The organism is Exiguobacterium antarcticum DSM 14480, assembly GCF_000685865.1.
GTDB lineage: Bacteria > Bacillota > Bacilli > Exiguobacteriales > Exiguobacteriaceae > Exiguobacterium_A > Exiguobacterium_A antarcticum.
The window spans coordinates 1511721-1529853 of sequence record NZ_JMKS01000003.1 but is presented as its reverse complement, the minus strand read 5'-3'; the positions used below and the strand labels follow the sequence as shown (position 1 = coordinate 1529853).

Below are 18133 nucleotides of genomic sequence, written 5' to 3'. Positions count from 1 at the left end.
CTATTTATAGAAGAAAAATTAAAGTTTGATTTCAATGTCAACGCCCGATGGAAGTTCAAGACGCATAAGCGCATCAACTGTTTTCGGTGTTGGGTTAACGATGTCGATCAAACGTTTGTGTGTACGCATTTCGAACTGCTCACGAGCATCTTTGTACTTGTGAACGGCACGAAGTACTGTGTAGATCGCTCTCTCTGTTGGGAGTGGGATCGGACCAGATACAGTAGCACCAGAACGTTTTGCTGTTTCGACAATTTTCTCAGCCGATTGATCAAGCACGCGGTGATCGTATGCTTTCAAACGGATCCGAATTTTTTCATTTGCCATGTTGTTTCCCTCCTTTTCGCCTATTTTGTAAATAGACATTCTCCGCGGAAATTTCCACACTAGCCATGGCAATGCCGCCTGGTGTGTCATAACCTCCCGCTTCATCGCGTTGTGTTTGTGACCAACATATTCTAGTGTACTTAATTCCAAGACGGAAAGCAAGTAAAATAAAATAGAATTTGTTTTCAAGTCTCTCACCACTCGCACAAACACTTTCCTCAGTATATAAGATGTCAGACCATGTTGCAAGACTGTTTTCAAAGAAACAAAAAAAGGTCTTCCGTCACGGGAGACGGAAGACCTTTTTGCTTAAAAATTACTCAACGATTTCTGTAACTGATCCAGCGCCTACTGTACGGCCACCTTCACGGATTGAGAAACGAGTTTCTTTTTCAAGAGCGATTGGCGCGATGAGTTCAATAGTCAATTCGATATTGTCCCCAGGCATAACCATTTCAGTTCCTTCAGGAAGTTGGCACATACCAGTTACGTCAGTTGTACGGAAGTAGAACTGTGGACGGTAGTTACCGAAGAATGGCGTGTGACGGCCACCCTCTTCTTTTGAAAGGATGTAAACTTGCGCTTTGAAAATTTTGTGCGGTGTGATTGTGTTTGGTTTCGCGAGAACTTGTCCACGCTCGATGTCGTCACGTGATACACCACGGAGAAGAGCTCCGATGTTGTCGCCAGCTTCAGCATAGTCAAGAAGCTTACGGAACATCTCTACACCAGTACATACTGATTTTTTAGTTTCTTCGTGAAGACCAACGATTTCAACTTCGTCGTTGACTTTAAGAACTCCACGCTCAACGCGGCCAGTAGCTACTGTACCACGACCAGTGATTGAGAAAACATCCTCAACTGGCATCATGAAGTCTTTTTCAGTGTCACGAGTTGGCTCAGGGATGTACTCATCAACAGCTGTCATGAGTTCCATGATTTTTTCTTCCCATTTAGCTTCGCCGTTAAGCGCGCCAAGAGCAGATCCTTGGATAACTGGGAGGTCATCGCCTGGGAAATCGTAAGCAGAAAGAAGTTCACGGATTTCCATTTCAACGAGTTCAAGAAGCTCTTCGTCGTCAACCATGTCGACTTTGTTCATGAATACTACGATGAAAGGAACACCTACTTGACGTGAAAGCAAGATGTGCTCACGTGTTTGTGGCATTGGACCATCAGTTGCAGAAACAACGAGGATCGCGCCGTCCATTTGTGCAGCACCAGTGATCATGTTTTTAACATAGTCAGCGTGACCTGGGCAGTCAACGTGTGCATAGTGGCGTTTTTCTGTTTCGTACTCGATATGAGCTGTTGCGATCGTGATACCACGTTCGCGCTCTTCTGGAGCACCATCGATTTGGTCAAACTTAGTAGCAGTTTTCCCTTGTGATTTTGCAAGTACAGCTGAAATAGCAGCTGTTAAAGTTGTTTTACCGTGGTCGACGTGACCAATTGTACCAACGTTAACGTGCGGTTTAGAACGGTCGAATTTTTCTTTACCCATTCTGAATTCCTCCTCTATATGTCTGATAATATTTTATAACTAGGAAGGTGAATCGTCGAATAACGTACACCTTCCTTAGCTTACACTAATCAAATAAGCGTGACAACCTGTGAAGGATTAGCCGTTTGCTTTTTTAATGATTTCTTCAGCAACTGATTTCGGTACTTCTTCATAATGATCGAAGTGCATCGAGTACGTACCGCGTCCTTGTGTCCGCGAACGAAGTCCTGTTGCATATCCGAACATTTCTGAAAGTGGAATCATCGAGCGAACGACTTGTGCGTTCCCACGTGCGTCCATACCTTCAACGCGTCCACGGCGTGATGTAACATCACCCATGATGTCTCCCATATATTCGTCTGGGATGACGATTTCAACTTTCATCATTGGCTCAAGGATAACAGCGCCGCTCTTATCTTTAAGTTGTTTGACGGCCATTGAAGCCGCGATTTTAAATGCCATCTCGTTTGAGTCGACATCATGATACGAACCGAAAACGAGTGCCGCTTTAACGTCAACTACTGGATAACCAGCAAGGATACCGTTTTGAAGTGCTTCTTCGATTCCGTGTTCAACCGCTGGGATGTATTCACGTGGAACGACACCACCGACGATTTTGTTGTTGAACTCAAAGCCAGCACCTTCTTCGTTTGGCTCGAATTCTACGACGACGTGACCATACTGACCACGACCACCTGATTGACGAGCAAACTTAGAATCGATTTTCGCCGCTTGGCGGATCGTTTCACGGTAAGCTACTTGTGGAGCACCAACATTTGCTTCGACTTTAAATTCGCGACGCATACGGTCAACGATGATGTCGAGGTGAAGCTCACCCATACCTGAGATGATCGTTTGACCAGTCTCTGGGTTTGTTTCAGTGCGGAACGTTGGATCCTCTTCAGCAAGCTTAGCGAGTGCTTGACCCATTTTATCTTGGTCAGCTTTCGTTTTTGGTTCGATTGCGACCGAGATAACTGGTTCTGGGAATGTCATTGATTCGAGAACGACGTTGTCTTTCTCAGAACAAAGCGTATCACCAGTAGTAGTATCTTTAAGACCTACAGCAGCTGCGATGTCACCAGCGAAGACCATTGGGATCTCCTCACGGCTGTTCGCGTGCATTTGAAGGATACGTCCAAGACGCTCACGTTTCCCTTTTGTTGAGTTCTTGACATATGATCCTGCCGTAGCTGTACCTGAGTACACACGGAAGAATGTCAATTTACCAACATACGGGTCAGTCATAACTTTGAATGCGAGTGCAGAGAATGGCGCTTCGTCAGTTGACTCACGAATAACCTCTTCCTCTGTATCCATGTTAATCCCTGTGATTGCTTTTACGTCGACTGGTGATGGGAGGTAGTCAAGAACTGCGTCAAGCATAAGCTGAACACCTTTGTTCTTGAATGCCGAACCTACGAGAACTGGGTAGAAATCAACTGTAAGAGTCGCTTTACGGATACCCGCTTTAAGCTCTTCAATCGTGATTTCCTCGCCCTCGAGGTATTTCATCATCATTTCTTCTTCGTAATCCGCAACGGCCTCGATCAATGATGCACGAAGTTCTTCAGCTTCTTCTGCAAATTCTGCAGGGAACCCTTCAGTTTCTTCGATATCTGTACCAAGGTCATTTCCGTACATGTATGTTTTCTTTTCAACGAGGTCGATGATTCCTTTGAATTCATCTTCCGCGCCGATTGGAATTTGGATTGCGTGTGCGTTTGCTTGAAGGCGATCGCGAAGCGTTCCAACCGAGTACAAGAAGTCTGCACCGATTTTATCCATTTTGTTAACGAAAACGATACGTGGTACGCCGTAAGTTGTTGCTTGACGCCATACTGTCTCAGTTTGTGGCTCAACACCAGACTGAGCATCAAGTACTGCAACGGCACCATCAAGTACACGGAGTGAACGTTCAACTTCAACAGTGAAGTCTACGTGTCCAGGTGTATCAATGATGTTTACGCGGTTCCCTTTCCATTGAGCAGTTGTTGCTGCCGATGTAATCGTGATTCCACGCTCTTGCTCTTGCTCCATCCAGTCCATCTGTGAAGCACCTTCGTGCGTTTCACCAATCTTGTGGATACGACCCGTATAATAAAGGATACGCTCAGTCGTTGTTGTTTTACCAGCATCGATGTGGGCCATGATTCCGATATTACGGGTGTTCTTAAGGGAGAATTCTCTTGCCATCTTTAAACATTCTCCTTTCGCATTTTAGTTTAGTGTCCGTGTGTTGCCACACGTCATGACTATACCCGAAAGCCACCTCATATTTCCATACAAAATGGCATAGATGAGGTGGTTGATTCCGGATTTACCAGCGGTAGTGAGCAAACGCTTTGTTCGCTTCCGCCATTTTGTGCATATCTTCGCGCTTCTTAACTGAAGCACCAGTGTTGTTTGCAGCGTCCATGATTTCATTCGCAAGACGAGCATCCATTGTTTTTTCGTTACGGAGACGTGAGTAGTTCACGAGGTAACGAAGTGCAAGTGTCGTACGGCGCTCAGGGCGGACTTCGACAGGAACTTGATAGTTAGCTCCACCTACACGGCGTGCTTTTACTTCAAGAACTGGCATGATGTTGTTCATCGCCTCTTCAAAAACTTCCATTGCGTCGCGACCTGAACGTTCAGCGACAGCTTCAAAAGCTTTGTATAAGATTTGTTGAGCAGTACCTTTTTTACCATCTAACATAAGACGGTTGATAAGGCGGGTAACGAGTTTAGAGTTGTAGATCGGATCAGCCATTACATCACGGCGTTCTACTTGACCTTTACGTGGCATTCCGAGTCCCTCCTTTCATATAGTGAGGTGATATCTTTTGATATCTAGATTATTTTTTTGCTGCTTTTGGACGTTTAGTACCATATTTCGAACGACCTTGCATACGGCCGTCAACTCCAGCTGTATCGAGTGCACCACGAACGATGTGGTAACGTACCCCTGGTAAGTCTTTTACGCGACCGCCGCGAATAAGAACAACACTGTGTTCTTGCAAGTTGTGGCCGATACCTGGGATGTAAGCTGTTACTTCCATTGTGTTCGTTAAACGTACACGTGCGTACTTACGAAGAGCCGAGTTCGGTTTCTTCGGAGTCATTGTACCTACACGAGTACAAACACCACGTTTTTGTGGTGAGCTGATGTCAGTACGAGCTTTGATAAAGCTGTTGTACCCTTTGTTCAGCGCTGGCGAATCTGATTTCACAACTTTTGATTGACGTCCTTTACGGACTAATTGGTTGATAGTAGGCATCTTTGAGATCCTCCCTTCCTGAATTCATGACAAGTTTCAAAACCACCGAGCCGGGTGGTTCATCGAAAGTCATAATGAAACGTTTTGCGTGGCTCAGGCATTCCATCGCCACACAAAACGTATTATCAAACTTTCTTAATAGCAACGGCAGTTGCCGCAACGTCGATTCCACAAGCCTTACCAAGCTCAAGCTTAGAAGGAACGCTCACGACTGGAACGTCTGCTTGTTTCGCCGCGTCGAGCAATGCTTGCTTTACGTGTTCATCTGCGTCATCTGCAATGATCACTTCCGACGCCTTGCCAGAACGCAATGCTTTGAGCGTTTGTTTTTGACCAACAAACTTCAAATCTGCGCCGACTACTTTTTTGTAAGACATGAAGATATCCTCCAAAATAACACAGCCGGTTGGCAACACTATATCATAGTAGCACCGCCATACCGACGTGTCAAGGCGTTTTATTCTACAGGAGAATCTGCTTCTACAGGTGTTTCGCCTGCTATCTCGAGACCGATTTGACGGTAACGTGTCATTCCTGTACCAGCTGGAACAAGTTTACCGATAATAACGTTCTCTTTCAAGCCGCGAAGGTAGTCGCTCTTCCCTTTAATCGCCGCATCCGTAAGGACACGAGTAGTTTCCTGGAACGAAGCAGCTGATAGGAATGAATCCGTCTCAAGCGACGCTTTTGTGATACCAAGGAGAACTGGTTTAGCGGAAGCGAGTGCTTTACCGGCACGGAGCGCTTCTTTACATGCTTCTTTAAATGTGCTGATATCGACAAGCGAACCTGGTAAGAGTGAAGTCTCACCCGACTCGATGACACGAACGCGACGGATCATCTGACGTACCATGACCTCGACGTGCTTATCACCGATCTCAACCCCTTGCATCCGGTATACTTTTTGAACTTCTTGGAGAAGATAGTTCTGTACGCCAGATACACCTTTGACGTTCAAGAGTTCTTTCGGGTCGATTGAACCTTCCGTGAACACTTGACCAGCAATGACTTCTTCACCGAGTTGAACACGTAGACGTGATCCGAAAGGAATCGTGTATGTCCGTGTTTCGCTCAGACCTTGAATCGTCAACTCACGCTTATCACGCGACTCTGTAAAGTCGATGACTTGTCCATCAATTTCCGAGATGACCGCTTGACCTTTCGGGTTACGGGCCTCGAACAACTCCTGGATACGCGGGAGACCTTGTGTGATATCATCTCCGGCAACACCACCTGTGTGGAAGGTACGCATTGTAAGCTGCGTTCCTGGCTCACCGATTGATTGTGCCGCGATGATTCCGACTGCTTCGCCGACTTCGACGTCGTTACCAGTCGCAAGGTTACGTCCGTAACATTTCTTACAGACACCATGACTTGTGTTACAAGTAAAGGCTGTACGAATCTCAACATTGTCGATACCGGCGTCCGTAATCGCACGTGCGATATCTTCGTCGATGAGTTCGTTAGTTGAAACGAGGATTGCTCCTGTTTCTGGGTGGACGACTTTCTCGAACGCCGTACGGCCGACAAGTCGGTCGTAGAGATTTTCGATTTCTTCCGTCCCTTCACGAAGTGCTGTGACACGAATACCACGATCCGTTCCACAATCATCTTCGCGAATGATAACATCTTGCGCAACATCGACGAGACGACGAGTCAGGTAACCTGAATCGGCAGTCTTCAAGGCTGTATCGGCAAGACCTTTACGCGCACCGTGCGTCGAGATGAAGTATTCCTGAACCGTCAGACCCTCACGGAACGAAGATTTGATCGGGAGCTCGATGATCCGTCCACTTGGAGCGGCCATGAGTCCACGCATCCCTGCAAGCTGCGTAAAGTTTGATGCGTTACCACGGGCACCAGAGTCACTCATCATGAAGATCGGGTTCAGACGGTTAAGAGATTTCATCAGACGAGACTGAATTTCATCCTTCGCGTCATTCCACGATTTAACGACACGCTCATAGCGCTCTTCTTCCGTGATGAGACCACGGCGATATGACTTCATAACGCGGTCAACATTATCTTGTGCTTCGACCAGGATTTCCTGTTTGTCCGGAAGTACGATGATATCCGCGATACCAACCGTAATACCCGCACGTGTCGAGTGTTTGAAACCAAGGTTTTTCATGCGGTCAAGCATGCGGCTTGTTTCAGTCGTTTCAAAACGCTTGAAGACTTCCGCAATGACATTTCCGAGGAATCCTTTTTTGAATGGTTCGATGATCGGACGGCTCTTGATTTCAGCAGCGACATCCGTTCCTCTTTCAAGGAAGTATTGATCAGGCGTTGCTTCCTGAAGATTGTTCATCGATGGCTCATTCAAGTATGGGAACGTCGTTGGGAGGATCTCGTTGAAGATCAACTTACCGACCGTCGTAACCAATAACTTCTCGTTTTGCGCTTCCGTGAATGTCGGGTTTTTGAGAACACCGGCCGGAACAGCAACACGTGTGTGGAAGTGGACATACCCATTTTGGTAGGCAATCAACGCTTCGTTCACCGTCGAGAATGTTTTCCCTTCGCCGATTGCGTTTTCACGCTCAAGCGTCAGGTAGTAGTTCCCGAGGACCATATCCTGCGATGGTGTAACAACAGGCTTACCGTCTTTCGGGTTCAAGATGTTTTGTGCAGCGAGCATGAGAAGACGTGCTTCTGCTTGTGCTTCTGCTGAAAGTGGTACGTGAACCGCCATTTGGTCACCATCGAAATCGGCATTGTATGCCGTACATACGAGTGGGTGAAGACGGATTGCGCGACCTTCGACGAGTGTTGGTTCGAACGCCTGGATACCGAGACGGTGAAGGGTCGGAGCACGGTTCAAGAGAACCGGATGCTCACGGATGACTTCTTCTAACACGTCCCAAATTTCAGGTTGGACACGTTCGATTTTGCGTTTCGCACTCTTGATGTTTGGTGCGATGCCACGCGAGACAAGCTCTTTCATGACAAACGGTTTGAAGAGTTCAAGGGCCATTTCTTTCGGAAGACCACATTGATACATCTTCAGGTTCGGACCAACGACGATAACCGAACGACCTGAATAGTCGACTCGTTTACCGAGTAAGTTTTGACGGAAACGTCCTTGTTTCCCTTTCAACATATGTGAAAGAGATTTCAACGGACGGTTACCTGGTCCCGTGACCGGACGACCACGACGGCCGTTATCGATCAAGGCATCAACCGCTTCTTGCAACATCCGTTTTTCATTCTGAACGATGATGTTCGGAGCGCCAAGGTCAAGAAGACGCTTGAGACGGTTGTTACGGTTGATGACACGACGGTACAAATCGTTTAAGTCAGACGTCGCGAAACGTCCACCATCAAGCTGTACCATCGGACGAAGTTCCGGTGGAATGACTGGTAATACTTCGAGAACCATCCATTCCGGATTGTTGCCTGAGTTACGGAAAGCATCTAAGACTTCAAGACGTTTGATCGCACGTGTACGACGTTGTCCTTGGATCATTCGAAGATCTTCACGTAAACCAGCTACTTCTTTTTCGAGTTCGACGTCACGGAGCAATTTACGAACCGCTTCCGCACCCATTTCAGCCGTAAACGAACTACCGAATTTCTCACGGTAAGCCCGGTACTCTTTTTCTGAAAGGAGTTGCTTCTTCTCGAGTGTCGATTCGCCCGGATCCGTCACGACGTACGACGCGAAGTAAATGATCTCTTCGAGTGCACGGGGTGACATATCAAGGACGAGACCCATACGACTTGGGATTCCTTTGAAATACCAGATGTGCGAAACCGGTGCAGCAAGCTCAATGTGACCCATGCGCTCACGACGGACTTTCGACTTCGTTACTTCAACACCACAGCGGTCACAAATGATTCCTTTATAACGGATTCGTTTGTATTTCCCGCAGTAACATTCCCAGTCTTTTGTTGGACCAAAAATCCGTTCACAGAACAAGCCGTCTTTCTCTGGCTTGAGCGTACGATAGTTGATCGTTTCCGGCTTCTTCACTTCCCCGAAAGACCACGAACGGATCTTTTCAGGGGAAGCGAGGCCGATTTTCATATATTCAAATCTATTAACATCTACCAAGGGGTGGACCTCCCTTTCGCTTATTCCTCTTCAGTAACAACTGGTGCGACAGGCGCTTGAACTTCTTCGAGTGCTGGAGTCGCGTTCGGGATATTGTCATCGTCATCGTCTTTCATTTCGATCTCTTCATCTTCGGCAGACATCATCTTAACATCCATACCGAGGGATTGAAGCTCTTTAATGAGGACTCGGAACGATTCAGGTACGCCCGGTTGTGGTACGTTTTCACCTTTAACGATCGCTTCATATGCTTTAACACGACCGATTGTATCATCCGACTTGATCGTCAGGATCTCTTGGAGCGTATAAGCGGCACCATATGCTTCCAGTGCCCATACTTCCATCTCACCGAAACGCTGTCCACCGAACTGGGCTTTACCACCGAGCGGCTGTTGCGTAACGAGTGAGTAAGGACCCGTCGAACGTGCATGAAGTTTATCATCGACCATGTGGGCGAGTTTGATCATATACATGACACCAACCGAGATACGGTTATCGAAGGCTTCACCAGAACGTCCATCATAGAGGATAGTTTTAGCGTCACGGTCCATACCGGCTTCTTCAATCGTTGCCCAAACATCTTCCTCACGCGCACCATCAAATACTGGCGATGCGACTTTGATTCCGAGTTGGCGTGCAGCCATACCAAGGTGAAGCTCGAGCAACTGCCCGATGTTCATCCGCGATGGTACACCAAGTGGATTCAACATGATGTCGATTGGTGTGCCGTCTGGCATGTACGGCATGTCTTCTTCTGGCAGGATACGTGAGATAACACCCTTGTTACCGTGACGTCCCGCCATTTTATCTCCTTCGTGAATCTTACGCTTCTGAACGATATACGCACGGATCAACTGGTTGACACCAGGTGACAGTTCGTCGCCGTTATCACGATCAAAGATTTTCACGTCAAGGATGATACCGTCGCCGCCGTGTGGTACACGGAGTGAAGTATCACGGACTTCACGTGCTTTTTCACCGAAGATTGCATGAAGCAAACGTTCTTCAGCCGTCAATTCCGTTACGCCCTTAGGTGTAACTTTACCGACTAGGATATCCCCGTCTTTCACCTCAGCACCGACGCGGATGATTCCGCGATCGTCGAGATTTTTCAAGGCGTCGTCGCCGACGTTCGGAATGTCACGAGTGATCTCTTCCGGTCCGAGTTTTGTATCACGTGACTCACACTCATATTCCTCAATGTGGATCGACGTGTAGACATCATCTTTCACAAGACGTTCGCTCATGATGACGGCATCCTCGTAGTTGTAACCATCCCATGTCATGAAACCGACGAGTACGTTACGACCAAGCGCAAGTTCCCCACCGTCCATCGATGGACCATCTGCAAGAATCTCGCCTTTGTCGACTGGATCGCCTGCTTTGATGATTGGTTTTTGGTTATAGCACGTTCCTTGGTTGGAACGAATGAATTTTTGGATCTTATAACGATCGAGTTCGCCTTGAACGATGTTGCCATCGACTTCCGTCGTACGACGGACAAGGATTTCACGCGCCGTTACACGCTCAGCGATACCTGAATGTTTTGCAACAACGGCAGCACCTGAGTCTTTTGCAGACACGTACTCCATCCCAGTCCCAACAATCGGTGATTCCGGGTCGAGAAGTGGTACGGCCTGACGTTGCATGTTCGCTCCCATGAGGGCACGGTTCGAGTCATCGTTCTCTAGGAACGGGATACATGCCGTCGCTGCCGAAACAACCTGTTTCGGTGAAACGTCCATGTAATCGACACGAGGTGGTTCAACAGACAAGTTTTGTCCGCGGAAACGAGATAAGACGTGTGTATCTTGGAACGTCTTCTCTTCCGTCAATAACATGTTTGCCTGTGCGACGACGTAGAGATCTTCTTCGTCTGCCGTCATGTAGTGAATCTCATTCGTGACGACACCCGTTTCCGGATTGACACGACGGTATGGCGCTTCAATGAAACCATACTCATTGACCTTCGCGAACGAAGACAGTGAGTTGATCAGCCCGATGTTCGGACCCTCAGGCGTTTCGATTGGACACATACGGGAATAATGCGAGTAGTGAACATCTCGAACTTCAAAGCCGGCGCGCTCACGTGTGAGACCACCGGGTCCAAGTGCAGAGAGACGACGTTTGTGCGTCAACTCAGCAAGCGGGTTCGTTTGGTCCATGAACTGCGATAACTGCGAGCTACCGAAGAACTCTTTAATCGATGCAATAACCGGACGAATGTTGATCAATGCCTGTGGCGTGATCGCATTCTGATCCTGAATCGACATCCGCTCCTTAACGACACGTTCCATCCGGGAAAGACCGATCCGGAACTGGTTTTGGAGCAATTCACCGACTGAACGGAGACGACGGTTACCGAGGTGGTCGATATCGTCTGTCGTTCCTACTTCATGCAACAAGTTGAAGAAATAGTTGATCGCAGCAATCATGTCAGCAGGCGTAATGTGCTTGATGTCACGATCGATGTTACCGTTACCGATGATATTGATGATGCGTTCACCTTCAGCATCGTCCGGTGCGAACACCTTGATCGACTGTAAGTTGAAAGCTTCACCTTGTGTCACGCCGCCAGTTGGCGTCGCTTCGATGTAACCAACAGATCCTTCAAGGAATGGTAAGACTTTGTCGAGCATACGACGGTCAAGTACTGTTCCTTCTTCTGCGATTACTTCCCCTGTCTCAGGATCCACAAGCGTTTCTGCAAGTTTCTGTCCGAACAGACGATTCTTCAAATGAAGTTTTTTATTGATTTTATAACGACCAACGTTTGCCAAATCATAACGTTTCGGGTCAAAGAACCGTGACACGAGAAGTGCTTTCGCATTTTCGACAGTCGGTGGTTCTCCCGGACGTAGACGCTCATAAATCTCGATGAGGGCTTTTTCCGTTGTTTCTGTATTATCTTTTTCAAGGGAGTTACGGAGGTATTCATCATCTCCAAGAAGATCGATGATTTCCTGATCCGTACCGAAACCAAGAGCACGTAAAAGAACCGTTACTGGAATCTTACGCGTGCGGTCGATTCGGACGTATACGATATCCTTCGCATCTGTCTCAAGTTCGAGCCATGCTCCACGGTTCGGGATGACCGTTGCCGAAAATCCACGTTTACCGTTCTTATCTAACTTATTGTTGTAATACACACTTGGCGAACGAACAAGCTGAGAAACGATGACTCGTTCCGCACCATTAATAATGAATGTTCCCGACTCCGTCATAAGCGGGAAGTCACCCATGAAGACTTCTTGTTCCTTCAATTCACCCGTCTCTTTGTTTTGAAGACGGACTTTTACGCGTAGTGGTGCCGAATAGGTCACATCGCGTTCTTTTGATTCATCAGTCGAATACTTTGGCTCTCCGAGCGAGTAATCGATGAATTCTAATACGAGATTTCCTGTGAAGTCGGAAATCGGCGAGATATCACGAAACATCTCACGAAGACCTTCCCGCAGGAACCATTCATATGAATTCGTTTGAATCTCAATAAGGTTTGGAAGTTCTAAAACTTCGCTGATACGTGCATAGCTTCTTCTCTGACGGTGACGACCGTACTGAACAAGTTGACCAGTCAACTGATTCACCTCTCAGACCCAGTTCTTCTTCTAGAGAAGGACGGGTGTAATATCGAACATTGAAGCCATTTTTTGACCGATAAGCGCAAAAAAAGCGACGTCTTGTCTACTCAATCATCTGTAGTCGAGAACGCCAGCTGCTTCAAACTGCTTATCCAAAAATCACTCCAATGGCATTTTATAATATTATCATAGACACTAGACAAGGTCAACGACAAATCACTCGATTTGTCAAGACCGAATTGATTTAAATATCGAGTACCCTTTATCCCGGGTAATCGTCTCACATGAACCGAAGACTTCTTCCATCAATTTTTTAGCTGACGGTCCGCCTTGTTTTTTCTGAATGACGACCCATAAGGCACCGCCGACTTCCAAATGATCATACGCTTCTCGTAAAATACGGTGGACAACTGTTTTCCCTGCCCGAATCGGTGGATTCGTCACGATCGCTGCAAACGTCTGATCAGCCACGCCAGCATATCCGTCACTTACACCGGTCGTCACGGAAACACCATTCGCGCGTGCATTTTCAGCAGCAAGCTCAAGTGCTCGCTCATTCACATCCACTAAAACCACATCTCGTCCTGTCGTCTTCGCAAGCGAAATCCCCATCGGTCCATACCCGCAACCCACATCCAGAATCGCACCCGTTATGTCCGGTTCGACAAACGCTTCAATGAGTAGATGTGACCCAAAATCAACGCCACCCTTCGAAAAGACTCCATGATCGGATGTAAAACGGAACGTTTCACCACGCAAGATAAACTCCCACGACTTCGGATCCCGTTTCGAGGAGGGATCATTTGTATAATAATGATCTGCCATGTTTCCTTCCCCTCTCTGCATTAAAGTTGAAAACAAAAGAAGCCCGCAAAGCGAGCTTCTTTTGTTTTTTAAGGAAGAAGAAAATTACTTAACTTCTACGCTTGCGCCAGCTTCTTCAAGCTTAGCTTTGATTGCGTCAGCGTCTTCTTTCGAAACGCCTTCTTTAACTGGAGCTGGAGTTCCGTCAACGAGTGCTTTCGCTTCTTTAAGACCGAGGCCTGTCAATTCGCGAACTGCTTTGATGACGTTGATTTTACCAGAACCTGCGCTAGTAAGGATTACGTCGAATTCAGTTTGCTCTTCAGCTGCTGCTGCGCCTGCACCTGCTGCTGCTACTGGAGCTGCTGCTGATACGCCGAATTCTTCTTCGATTGTTTTTACGAGTTCGTTAAGTTCAAGAACAGTCATGCCCTTGAGGTCTTCGATAAATTGCTCTTTGTTGAAAGCCATTATGGTTTTCCTCCTTTGATTTAGCCCACGTTGGGGTTTGAAAAATTGTGTGTTTGCCTATCCCGCTAAGCGGACATTAAGCAGATTGTTCTTCTTTTTGCTCTGCAATTGCGTTCGTTGCCACCGCAAGACCGCGGATTGGCGCTTGAAGCACGCTGAGAAGCATCGAAAGGAGACCTTCGCGTGACGGAAGTTCCGCAAGGGCTTTGACATCTTCTACTGAAGTGACTTTGCCTTCGATGATACCACCTTTAAGCTCAAGAGCTTTGTGTTCTTTCGAGAAGTTGTTTAAGATCTTAGCTGGAGCGATAACGTCTTCATTGCTGAAGGCGATCGCAGTAGGACCTGTAAAGACTTCCTCAAGACCTTCAAGATTGCTTTGAACTGCTGCACGGCGGAGGAGACCGTTTTTGTAAACTTTGAATTCAACGCCCGCTTCGCGGAGTTGTTTACGAAGTTCAGTTACTTCGTCTACTGTGAGACCACGGTAGTCGACGACGATCGTTCCAGCACTCGCTTGCATTTTCTCAGCGATCTCAGATACGAGATCCGCTTTGACAGCGATAACTTTTTCGTTTGCCATTTCTGTTGCACCTCCTGGTAAATGGAATGTACCGGCGCGAGGGGCTGCTCGATTTCAAATAAAAAGCCTCCGTCTGCAAAGCAGAGGAGGCGTAATCGTCAAAAAGGATACCTGAACAAACAGGCTCTCTGAGCAAGAACACCTCGGAAGGGTTTATGCTCAATCGATGAGCACCTTCTGTCTACGGTATGTCGAATATATCAACGTTTTATACTGTAACAGCGTTCTTAGAACGTTGTCAAGTTCGTTTTAGACGAAATTATTTCGCGAAGTCAACCGCAGATACTTTTACACCAGGACCCATTGTTGAAGCGATCGCGATGTTCTTCAGGTAAACACCTTTAGCAGTAGCTGGTTTAACTTTGACGAGAGTTTCCATAACGGTCGTGATGTTTTCAATCAACTTCTCGTTATCGAATGATTTTTTACCGACTGGAACGTGGATGTTACCTGATTTGTCAACGCGGTACTCAACTTTACCAGCTTTGATATCGTTGATTGCTTTTGTGACGTCAAATGTAACTGTTCCTGTTTTCGGGTTAGGCATGAGGCCTTTAGGTCCGAGAACACGGCCGAGTTTACCAACTTCACCCATCATGTCAGGTGTCGCAACGATAACATCGAAGTCGAACCATCCTTGTTGGATTTTAGTGATGTACTCAGAATCACCAGCGAAGTCTGCTCCAGCAGCTTCCGCTTCTTTTAATTTCTCACCTTTAGCAAAGACGAGAACTTTTTGTGTTTTACCAGTACCGTGTGGCAATACGACTGCTCCACGGATTTGTTGATCTGCTTTCTTCGGATCGACTCCGAGACGAACAGCAAGTTCGATTGTTTCATCGAATTTCGCAGTTGCAGACTTTTTAGTAAGATCTACAGCTTCAGCGAGTTCGTATGAAACCGTACGATCGATAAGTTTAGCAGCTTCTTTATACTTCTTACCCATTTTAGGTTCCTCCTTTGTGGTTGTGCGGAAAATCCTCCCACATAATGAAAGGGTAGCAAGGCTTCAAGTAACTATCCGCCTGCGACCCTCATCGTTGTTCATTGTAATCAAAAGACTTAGTCTTCGATTACGATACCCATAGAACGTGCAGTACCTTCAACCATCAACATCGCTGTTTCAACAGATGCTGCGTTGAGGTCTGGCATTTTCGTTTCAGCGATTTCGCGAACTTTGTCACGTTTGACAGTCGCTACTTTCTTACGGTTAGGCTCGCCTGAACCGCTCTCGATTCCAGCTGCTTTCTTCAAGAGAACTGCTGCTGGTGGAGTTTTAGTAATAAACGTAAATGAACGATCTTCAAAAACCGTGATGACTACAGGAATAATCAAGCCGGCTTGGTCTTGTGTACGAGCGTTAAACTCTTTACAGAAGCCCATAATGTTCACACCTGCTTGACCGAGTGCCGGTCCAACTGGTGGAGCTGGGTTTGCTTTGCCCGCAGGAATTTGAAGTTTAACTAGTTTCATAACCTTCTTCGCCACGAGACACACCTCCTTAATTCTTTAATGTGGTTTAATTGGACGTTGCGCGTCCTCCCACTCATTCTATTCGACGAGTAATTTATCGAAATAAGCACAACATCAAACAGGAAAAATTGTACCATTAAAACAAAAGTTTCGCAATAGGAAACTTAATCTATTTTCTCAACCTGCGAGAAATCAAGCTCCACTTTCGTTTCACGACCGAACATATCGACAGAAACCTTCATTTTTTCCGTTTCCGTGTCGAGCTCTTCAACCGTTCCTTCTAGGTTCTCAAACGCACCTTCTTTGATCCGAACAATTTGTCCCATCGTAAAGTCATAACGACTCTTCATGTCGACAAGTCCCATTGATCCAAGAATGTTTTCTGCTTCTTCAGGAAGAAGTGGTGTCGGTTTTGAACCGCCGCCGACCGAACCAAGGAATCCTGTGACGTTCGGCGTGTTACGGACGACATACCAAGAATCATCGGTCATGACCATTTCCACAAGGACATACCCTGGGAAGATCTTGATTTCACGTTCCTTGATTTTCGTCTCACCTTTTTTATTTGTTACTTCTTCCTGTACCGTTTCGATCGGAACGAGTACACGGAAGATCTTCTCGTCCATGTTCATAGATTCGATCCGACGTTCAAGGTTTGCCTTGACGTTGTTTTCGAATCCAGAGTACGTTTGGACAACAAACCACTGCTTATCCATGGTACGTCACCTCTTCTTTTTACTTAATCAACCAACTCATGAATGCGCTGAGCCCAGAATCGATACCGAAGATGAAGACACCCATGAAAATGACCATACCGATTACGGTCAGCGTATACTTCGTCAGTTCTTTTCGTTTTGGCCAGCTCGTCTTTTTCAGTTCATTCCATACGTCACGCAAAAATTTCATCGTACTTTCCCTCCAGGATGTATTAAATCGGGACAGATGAAGCCTTATTTCGCTTCTTTATGAATCGTATGCGCGTTACAGCGGCGACAGAACTTTTTTAGTTCCAAGCGGATGCTGACATCCTCTTTTTTCATCGTCGTGTAGTCGCGGGCACCGCAAATATCACAAGCAAGGCCTACTTTCTTAGCCATCTCAAACGACCTCCTTCTTTGCCACTCCTTCTCTTCAAGAAGAGAACCCTCTCTCCAAAAAAGAGCGTAAAAAAAAACGCCTCTGAGCGGCGTCTCGCTAGTAAGGCGCTATTTATACAGTAGCACACCGGGATGAGGTGGTCAATCCACCTCTCGATCATACGGTCAGTTTCCGTGCCTCGAGGTACCGTTCTAATTTCTTCTTGACACGTTGAAGGGCATTGTCGATTGACTTGACATGACGATCGAGATCATCCGAAATTTCTTGATACGTTCTCCCATCGAGATAAAGAGCAAGGACTTTACGTTCGAGATCACTCAAAATTTCATCCATCTTACTTTCGATGTCCGCATACTCTTCCCGGTTCACAATCAGAATTTGTGGATCGGAAGGGACCGTCGATGTGATGATGTCGAGTAACGTCCGCTCTGATTCATCATCGTAAATCGGCTTATCAAGCGAAATGTATGAATTGAGCGGAATATGTTTTTGCCGTGTCGCGGTTTTGATTGCCGTGATCATCTGTCGTGTGATACAGAGTTCGGCAAATCCTTTGAAAGAAGCGAGCTTATCCGTCCGATAATCACGGACTGCTTTATATAGTCCGATCATTCCTTCTTGAATGATATCTTCCCGGTCCGCCCCAATCAAGAAATAGGACCGTGCCTTTGCACGCACGAAGTTCCGATACCGCTCGATCAGAAATTCGAGCGCATCACTGTTGTCAAATACCTTCGCTTGTTCCACAAGCGCCTCATCGGTCATGCACTCAAACTGGTCGAACGAAACCAAACTCATCCTTCATCCCTCCAAGCTTCTCTGACAAACTAATCGATTGTTTCTAATTATACAATAATTTCCTATCGTACGACAATAAAAATTGGCATGACCTCTTTTTTCTTCCATTTTGGCACATGGTGATCTGACAGATGATTTAAAGACAAAAAACGAGATCCACGATTTACTCGTGAA

General features: G+C 46.7%; 17 protein-coding genes and 1 other annotated feature. All 17 genes read right to left on the bottom strand.

Annotated features, from left to right (window positions below; translation table 11 throughout):
* Nucleotides 1-18: 18 nt before the first annotated feature.
* Nucleotides 19-327 (bottom strand): 30S ribosomal protein S10, encoded by a 309-nt coding sequence (rpsJ, locus tag P404_RS0108720; protein ID WP_014969149.1) that lies wholly within the window; start codon nt 325-327, stop codon nt 19-21.
* Nucleotides 328-643: 316 nt separating this feature from the next.
* Entirely contained in the window at nt 644-1831 is a 1188-nt protein-coding gene (gene tuf / locus P404_RS0108715; RefSeq protein WP_014969148.1) for an elongation factor Tu, read from the bottom strand.
* 117 nt (nt 1832-1948) lie between these two features.
* Entirely contained in the window at nt 1949-4027 is a 2079-nt protein-coding gene (fusA, locus tag P404_RS0108710; protein ID WP_014969147.1) for an elongation factor G, read from the bottom strand.
* 124 nt (nt 4028-4151) lie between these two features.
* On the bottom strand, nt 4152-4622 hold the full coding sequence (rpsG, locus tag P404_RS0108705) for a 30S ribosomal protein S7 (protein WP_014969146.1): 471 nt from the start codon (nt 4620-4622) through the stop codon (nt 4152-4154).
* A 49-nt stretch (nt 4623-4671) separates the two neighbouring features.
* Nucleotides 4672-5094: a 30S ribosomal protein S12 gene (gene rpsL / locus P404_RS0108700; protein ID WP_012369004.1), complete on the bottom strand. Its 423-nt coding sequence runs from the start codon at nt 5092-5094 to the stop codon at nt 4672-4674.
* Nucleotides 5095-5219: 125 nt separating this feature from the next.
* Nucleotides 5220-5471, bottom strand: a complete 252-nt coding sequence (locus tag P404_RS0108695) for a ribosomal L7Ae/L30e/S12e/Gadd45 family protein (RefSeq protein WP_014969145.1) — start codon at nt 5469-5471, stop codon at nt 5220-5222.
* An 80-nt stretch (nt 5472-5551) separates the two neighbouring features.
* Entirely contained in the window at nt 5552-9151 is a 3600-nt protein-coding gene (rpoC, locus tag P404_RS0108690) for a DNA-directed RNA polymerase subunit beta' (RefSeq protein WP_026830526.1), read from the bottom strand.
* Nucleotides 9152-9171: 20 nt separating this feature from the next.
* A complete protein-coding gene (gene rpoB, locus P404_RS0108685) occupies nt 9172-12729 on the bottom strand; it encodes a DNA-directed RNA polymerase subunit beta (RefSeq protein WP_026830525.1) in 3558 nt (1185 codons plus the stop codon).
* Nucleotides 12730-12960: 231 nt separating this feature from the next.
* On the bottom strand, nt 12961-13557 hold the full coding sequence (locus tag P404_RS0108680) for a class I SAM-dependent methyltransferase (protein WP_026830524.1): 597 nt from the start codon (nt 13555-13557) through the stop codon (nt 12961-12963).
* Nucleotides 13558-13641: 84 nt separating this feature from the next.
* Nucleotides 13642-14007 (bottom strand): 50S ribosomal protein L7/L12, encoded by a 366-nt coding sequence (gene rplL / locus P404_RS0108675; RefSeq protein WP_012368999.1) that lies wholly within the window; start codon nt 14005-14007, stop codon nt 13642-13644.
* Nucleotides 14008-14083: 76 nt separating this feature from the next.
* On the bottom strand, nt 14084-14590 hold the full coding sequence (gene rplJ / locus P404_RS0108670; protein ID WP_014969141.1) for a 50S ribosomal protein L10: 507 nt from the start codon (nt 14588-14590) through the stop codon (nt 14084-14086).
* A 50-nt stretch (nt 14591-14640) separates the two neighbouring features.
* Nucleotides 14641-14795: a sequence feature (ribosomal protein L10 leader region), on the bottom strand.
* A 54-nt stretch (nt 14796-14849) separates the two neighbouring features.
* Nucleotides 14850-15536 (bottom strand): 50S ribosomal protein L1, encoded by a 687-nt coding sequence (gene rplA, locus P404_RS0108665; RefSeq protein ID WP_014969140.1) that lies wholly within the window; start codon nt 15534-15536, stop codon nt 14850-14852.
* Between the two features lie 116 nt (nt 15537-15652).
* A complete protein-coding gene (gene rplK / locus P404_RS0108660) occupies nt 15653-16078 on the bottom strand; it encodes a 50S ribosomal protein L11 (protein WP_012368996.1) in 426 nt (141 codons plus the stop codon).
* A gap of 149 nt (nt 16079-16227) precedes the next feature.
* Entirely contained in the window at nt 16228-16779 is a 552-nt protein-coding gene (nusG, locus tag P404_RS0108655) for a transcription termination/antitermination protein NusG (RefSeq protein ID WP_014969139.1), read from the bottom strand.
* A 19-nt stretch (nt 16780-16798) separates the two neighbouring features.
* Complete coding sequence (secE, locus tag P404_RS0108650; protein WP_014969138.1) at nt 16799-16969, bottom strand: preprotein translocase subunit SecE; 171 nt, start codon at nt 16967-16969, stop codon at nt 16799-16801.
* Nucleotides 16970-17013: 44 nt separating this feature from the next.
* Nucleotides 17014-17160: a 50S ribosomal protein L33 gene (rpmG, locus tag P404_RS0108645; RefSeq protein WP_012368993.1), complete on the bottom strand. Its 147-nt coding sequence runs from the start codon at nt 17158-17160 to the stop codon at nt 17014-17016.
* A 157-nt stretch (nt 17161-17317) separates the two neighbouring features.
* On the bottom strand, nt 17318-17959 hold the full coding sequence (sigH, locus tag P404_RS0108640) for an RNA polymerase sporulation sigma factor SigH (protein WP_026830523.1): 642 nt from the start codon (nt 17957-17959) through the stop codon (nt 17318-17320).
* Between the last annotated feature and the right edge of the window lie 174 nt (nt 17960-18133).